This window comes from Belnapia moabensis DSM 16746 (genome assembly GCF_000745835.1).
Lineage (GTDB): Bacteria > Pseudomonadota > Alphaproteobacteria > Acetobacterales > Acetobacteraceae > Belnapia > Belnapia moabensis.
The window spans coordinates 1-4,719 of the sequence record NZ_JQKB01000189.1; the positions used below are offsets into that span (position 1 = coordinate 1).

A 4,719-nucleotide genomic window follows, 5' to 3' on the forward strand; every position below is an offset into this window, starting at 1 on the left:
CTTACGGTCAATCAGCCCAGCCGGACCCTCGGCATTGAACCGAACAACCCAGTCCCGGACGATCTGCACCGTCACCCCGCCGATCCGGGCGGCCTCCGTGCGCAATGCGCCATCGTAAATGGCTGCCAAGGCCAACAGGCGACGTGCCTGGGCCGCATCCTTGGTCCGTCGAGCCGCACTACGGAGCCCAGCCGCGTTAAAGTCAGCTCGGAGTGGGATGGGCATGGCGAAGCTCCCCTGTTCGCCACGTTGAATCAGAGCGCCGTCCTCCTGGGAATCCCCAGCAAGTCACGCTCTCCGAGACTTGGTAATAGTCGCTGCCGCCATCCCCGTGACCGTTCAGACGGATACGAACTGAGCTTTAAGGGGCGGGAACGGGCTTCACCAACCCGGACGGGGAGCCACGCTATCGTTCGACAAACCGGAAACCCGACCGCCGCTACCCAGGCGGCGGGGCTGACTACTTTTGGCGGGAAGGCCGGAAAAACCAGCAGGATAGCAAGGCGCGTCCGACGTGGCCTGACAGCTGCAACGGCGGACGCCACTTGCCTTCCTCCTCGGATCGCGGGAGCTTCCGGCCTGGATCACCTCATACCCAGCCTGAGGCAACCAAGACTGCTGCGACCAGAAGGAGAGCGACAGCCGCCAGGGCGAATGGCAGCATGGCGCGGTAAGCGTCGCGCTCGTGGTGTGGGGTGCCGGCAAGGCTACAGGCAATGGACATGCGTACAGGCGAGACAATGTTGAGCGAAAAGGCTGCGACGTGCTGCAGCGCGACCGCAGCGGCGAGGTTGAGGCCGGCTTCCGTCGCTAGGCTGGCCTGCGCAGCCATGAAAAGCCCGTTAGGGCCGTTACTGCTGTTGGCCAATACGCCATAAACCGCCGAGACAAGCGGCATCACCACCACTGCCGCACGGCCAAATGTTTGGAACAGGCCCTGCGCGAGGCCGGTAGCGATCCCTGAGCCGGACAGCACTTCCGCCATAGCGGAGAAAGTGAAGATGCTGAGGATGGCGAGGCGGCCGGTTGTCCAGGCTGTTCTCAGTTCCACCGGGAAGGCTCGGGCGCGACCACGTAATAGGCCCGTAAGGACTGCCGCGATGAGGAGCCAAGTCCCGGCATGGAATAAGGGCGCCCAAGCCGGCGCGCCGGCAAATGGTTGCAGGCGTCCAGCTTGCAGCAGGAAGCCTTCAAGCGGCGCCACCAGTCGGGTAGCACCTAGCCAAGCGATCAGGAGGCCAAAGGGAAGCATCCGACGGAACATCTGATCCAGGGTCCACCAATCCGGACGCTCGTCCATCAGGTAGCGTAATGCGATCACTGGACCGTAGGCGGCGAGCATTGCCGTTTCGGGACCAAGCACTGCCGTTGCAGCGATCACGAGGGCCAAGCTGGCCCCAAGCCACAATGCCTCATTCAGCCGCTCTCGATGGCCCAGGGCAAAGCCGGCTCGGTCGGCCATGCGCCAGTAGAGCACCAGCCACGCGATATTGAAGGCGACAACCAGGGTGCTGGCATGAAGGGCGAGCGCAGTCGGGCTCGTACGAGCCAATGCAGCAGCGATGATCGCGCCGCTGCCCATGGCACCCCATAAAATCATGGTCTGGCTGAGGAGGGAGAAGACGAGAAGCTGGATCGGCTTGATCTGCAGCCGGCGTATCAGCGCCATGGTGCCAATGATTCCGACGCCGAAGCCGGTGGCCGATTCTGCGAAAGGGCCGACCAGAAAGCAGGCCATGAAAAGGAGGCGCCGCCCGGCGCGGGCATTCGGCACAAGCGTCGAAGAGGGCATGCCGGAATTGCCAGTTCCCGTCGCGATTTGCCAGAACAAAAGCCCCCCTACGATGTAAGGGACAATGATCCAACCGATCCAGACACCTCGTGCGAGCGAGACAGCGGCATCCGAAAGCTGGAAGCTATGTGGCGCCGCTGCGAGAGCGACCACAAGCGCGGAAGTCAAGCCAATGGCTGATGCGGCGAGTACGCCAAGCCGGCCGCTTGCGATGGCAGCGATGACAAGCAGTGCTGGCAATATCCATACAAAATAAGTCAACAGGCCGCCTTCCCGTCACCCGCCCACAACCCCACAGTCAGGCCCCCGAAAAAGGATGCTGCCCAAGCTTGCAGGGGCTCCCTGTGACAGCGCTCAATCTAGAAGTGTGCTGCAGCGCTAGCCGCCCAGCACCTTTGGCAACGGCAAAGCGGCCAGCCCGCACGCCTGAGCCACCGCAGGATGGACAACATGCCCCGCGTGGACGTTCAGCCCTTGCGCGAGATGTGGGTTCTCTGCCAGAGCGGCCGGGAAGCCCTTGTCGGCCAACTGCAAAATATATGGCAACGTCGCGTTGTTCAGCGCGACGGTACTGGTCTTGGCCACCGCGCCGGGCATATTGGTGACGCAGTAGTGCACCACGCCATCCACCAGGTAGGTTGGGTCGGCATGGCTGGTGGGGCGGGACGTTTCGAAGCAGCCACCTTGGTCAATCGCTACATCGACCAACACGCTCCCGGGCCGCATGGCGGCGACCATAGCGCGACTCACCAACCGAGGCGCCGCAGCCCCAGGGATCAGCACGGCGCCGACGACTAGGTCGGCCTCGATCACCGCCTGTTCGATTGCCTCCACCGTGGCGAAGACGGTGGCGACACGGCCAGCGAATTCTCGGTCCAATGCGTCGAGTACCCTCGGGTTGCGATCCAGCACCGTGACCTGGGCTCGCATCCCGGCCGCGATTCGAGCAGCGTTCGAGCCGACGACACCGCCGCCGAGCACAACAATACGCCCAGGCGAAACGCCAGGTACTCCCGAAAGCAGGATGCCGGCGCCACCCGCTTCCTTTTCCAGGCAGCGGGCGCCGACCTGGATGGCCATACGGCCTGCCACCTCACTCATCGGTGCCAGCAGCGGCAGGGCACTTGTGGGGTCGGTCACGGTTTCATAGGCGATGGCGGTGCAGGCGCTGGCCAGTAGGCCCTCGGTCTGCTTGCGATCAGGAGCGAGATGTAGATAGGTGAACAGCATCTGGCCACGCCGGAGTTGTGCCCATTCAGCCGGCTGCGGTTCCTTCACCTTGATCACGAGGTCGGCTGCAGCGAAGACGGCGGCTGCGTCCGGGGCGATGGTGGCGCCGGCGTCAGTATAGCTCGCGTCAGGAAAGCCGATGCCCATGCCAGCACCGGTCTCGACCAAGACATGATGGCCGCGCTGCACCAGCTCTCGTACCGAGGCGGGGATCAAGCCAACGCGATATTCGTGGACTTTCACTTCCTTGGGGACACCAACCTGCATGGCGCGCTCCGGCCTTTTCGTGCTGTTAGCGTTACCGCGCTGGAAGCTTGCCTTGAAATCATAAACATCGATAGGTGTACCGTCAGCACCACCCGCAAAGACCCCGGTCGTATCTTTTGTTGGCGATTGCTTATTTCAGAACGACAGCCTCACCATTCCGTCGCAGTCGGATTTCTTCGAACGCTTTGTCCTGAGCGAGCGCTACAAATCCGTCCCGACCGAGCTCGAGCCCCGCCATGAACGTCGTCGCCAGCGCTGCCCTCCGCTGCCAAGGCGACTGGGGCCGCGCCTCGGACGGCGGCGGCAGGAAGCTGCTGAGGTCAGCTCCCTCGCCGAGTGTCGGCAGCAGCTGCCGCATGCGCTCCAGCGCATCCGGCACTCGCCACAGCGCAGGCGGCCGCGGCCGATACACTTGATCGCGGTGCGGCAGCTGCAGCAGCCGCAAGCAGGCCCGCAGCAGCTCTGCCGTGTCCGCGGGCGGCGGTGCGCCGGCGGTGATACCAGCGTATGGCTCTGTCTCGCCTCGCGCAAACACCTGCCGCCCCAGCTGTGGTCGCCGCTCCAGGCAGTCCGCCAACCGGCTCGCCCACCCGCGGTCGGCCAGACGGCGCCGCAGCCCCTGCGCCTCACGCTCGGCCTCAGCGCTTTCCGCCGCCGCGATCGGCAACATCAGCCGCGAGCGCGGCAGCGTCAGCCACGCTGCCATGATCAGCCAGTCCGCCAACCGCGGCAGCGGCACCGCCCGCGGCTCGATCGCCGCCGCGACCACCACCTCGAACTGCGCGCCCAGGGCGGCCGGCGACCGAGATCTGCGCCAGGTCCACCCGCTGCGCCCGCGCGAGCTCCAGCAGCAGGTCGAGCGGGCCCTCATAGGCCCCGAGCCGCAGCGCCGGCGCGCCGCTGTTGCCAACCGCGGTCGGCGCTGCCTTGAGGAAGGCCTCGGCGCTGTCCGCCTCATGCGTCATTGTAGTGCGGCTGCATCGCGATGTAGTGCGGCTGCACCGCGATCCGCAGTGCCGGCCAGCGCTCGCGCAGCTGCCGGATAGTCGGCCAGAGCGTCCAGTCAGCCGCCCAGAAGCCTAAGGTCTGTTAGAGCTTGAGTGCTACTCCCATATTCGGGGCATGACGGACGGGAACGGGTGCGAGGTTTTCACCGACGCAGCGTGGGCGCTCTGGGAGCCGCTGATCGAGGAGGTCCGCCCACACGGCAAAACGCCGCCCAAGGAGCTGCGCCGGACCATCTCGGCGATCTTCTGGCGGCACCAGAACGGCGCCAAGTGGCGCAGCATCCCGGCAGAACTCGGCCCATGGTGGCTGGCGGCGCAGTTGTTCATCCGTTGGGCCAAGCAGGGTGTGTGGGAGCGCCTGCTGGACCTGGTGCAGCAGCGCGGGATCGCGCTCGGCATGACCTTCATCGATGGCACCAACAT

At 65.1% G+C, this 4,719-nt stretch carries 6 protein-coding genes; 1 reads left to right on the plus strand and 5 read right to left on the minus strand.

Annotated elements, in window-relative coordinates; translation table 11 throughout:
• The 5 genes from EP26_RS35860 to EP26_RS36575 form a co-directional block, all read right to left on the minus strand.
• On the minus strand, positions 1-225 hold a 225-nt coding region (locus tag EP26_RS35860), incomplete at its 3' end, for a helix-turn-helix domain-containing protein (protein ID WP_043344904.1).
• Positions 226-589: 364 nt separating this feature from the next.
• Entirely contained in the window at positions 590-2,053 is a 1,464-nt protein-coding gene (locus EP26_RS29860) for an L-lactate permease (protein WP_043344899.1), read from the minus strand.
• 117 nt (positions 2,054-2,170) lie between these two features.
• Complete coding sequence (ald, locus tag EP26_RS29865; RefSeq protein ID WP_043344901.1) at positions 2,171-3,289, minus strand: alanine dehydrogenase; 1,119 nt, start codon at positions 3,287-3,289, stop codon at positions 2,171-2,173.
• A 130-nt stretch (positions 3,290-3,419) separates the two neighbouring features.
• Positions 3,420-3,995, minus strand: coding sequence for a segregation/condensation protein A (locus tag EP26_RS29870; protein WP_169747548.1), 576 nt, complete (start codon positions 3,993-3,995; stop codon positions 3,420-3,422).
• On the minus strand, positions 3,928-4,254 hold the full coding sequence (locus EP26_RS36575) for a hypothetical protein (RefSeq protein ID WP_052389868.1): 327 nt from the start codon (positions 4,252-4,254) through the stop codon (positions 3,928-3,930). The genes EP26_RS29870 and EP26_RS36575 overlap by 68 nt, the downstream gene beginning before the upstream one ends.
• Positions 4,255-4,411: 157 nt before the next feature.
• Between EP26_RS36575 and EP26_RS29875 the strand changes: the two genes are divergently transcribed.
• A partial coding sequence (locus EP26_RS29875; RefSeq protein WP_043344903.1) for an IS5 family transposase occupies positions 4,412-4,719 on the plus strand: 308 nt, incomplete at its 3' end.

Bases quoted from the DNA above. Each gene is read 5' to 3' on its own strand.
- ald (WP_043344901.1), bottom strand. From the start codon at position 3,289: ATGCAGGTTGGTGTCCCCAAGGAAGTGAAAGTCCACGAATATCGCGTT.
- EP26_RS29870 (WP_169747548.1), bottom strand. From the start codon at position 3,995: ATGGCAGCGTGGCTGACGCTGCCGCGCTCGCGGCTGATGTTGCCGATC.
- EP26_RS36575 (WP_052389868.1), bottom strand. From the start codon at position 4,254: ATGACGCATGAGGCGGACAGCGCCGAGGCCTTCCTCAAGGCAGCGCCG.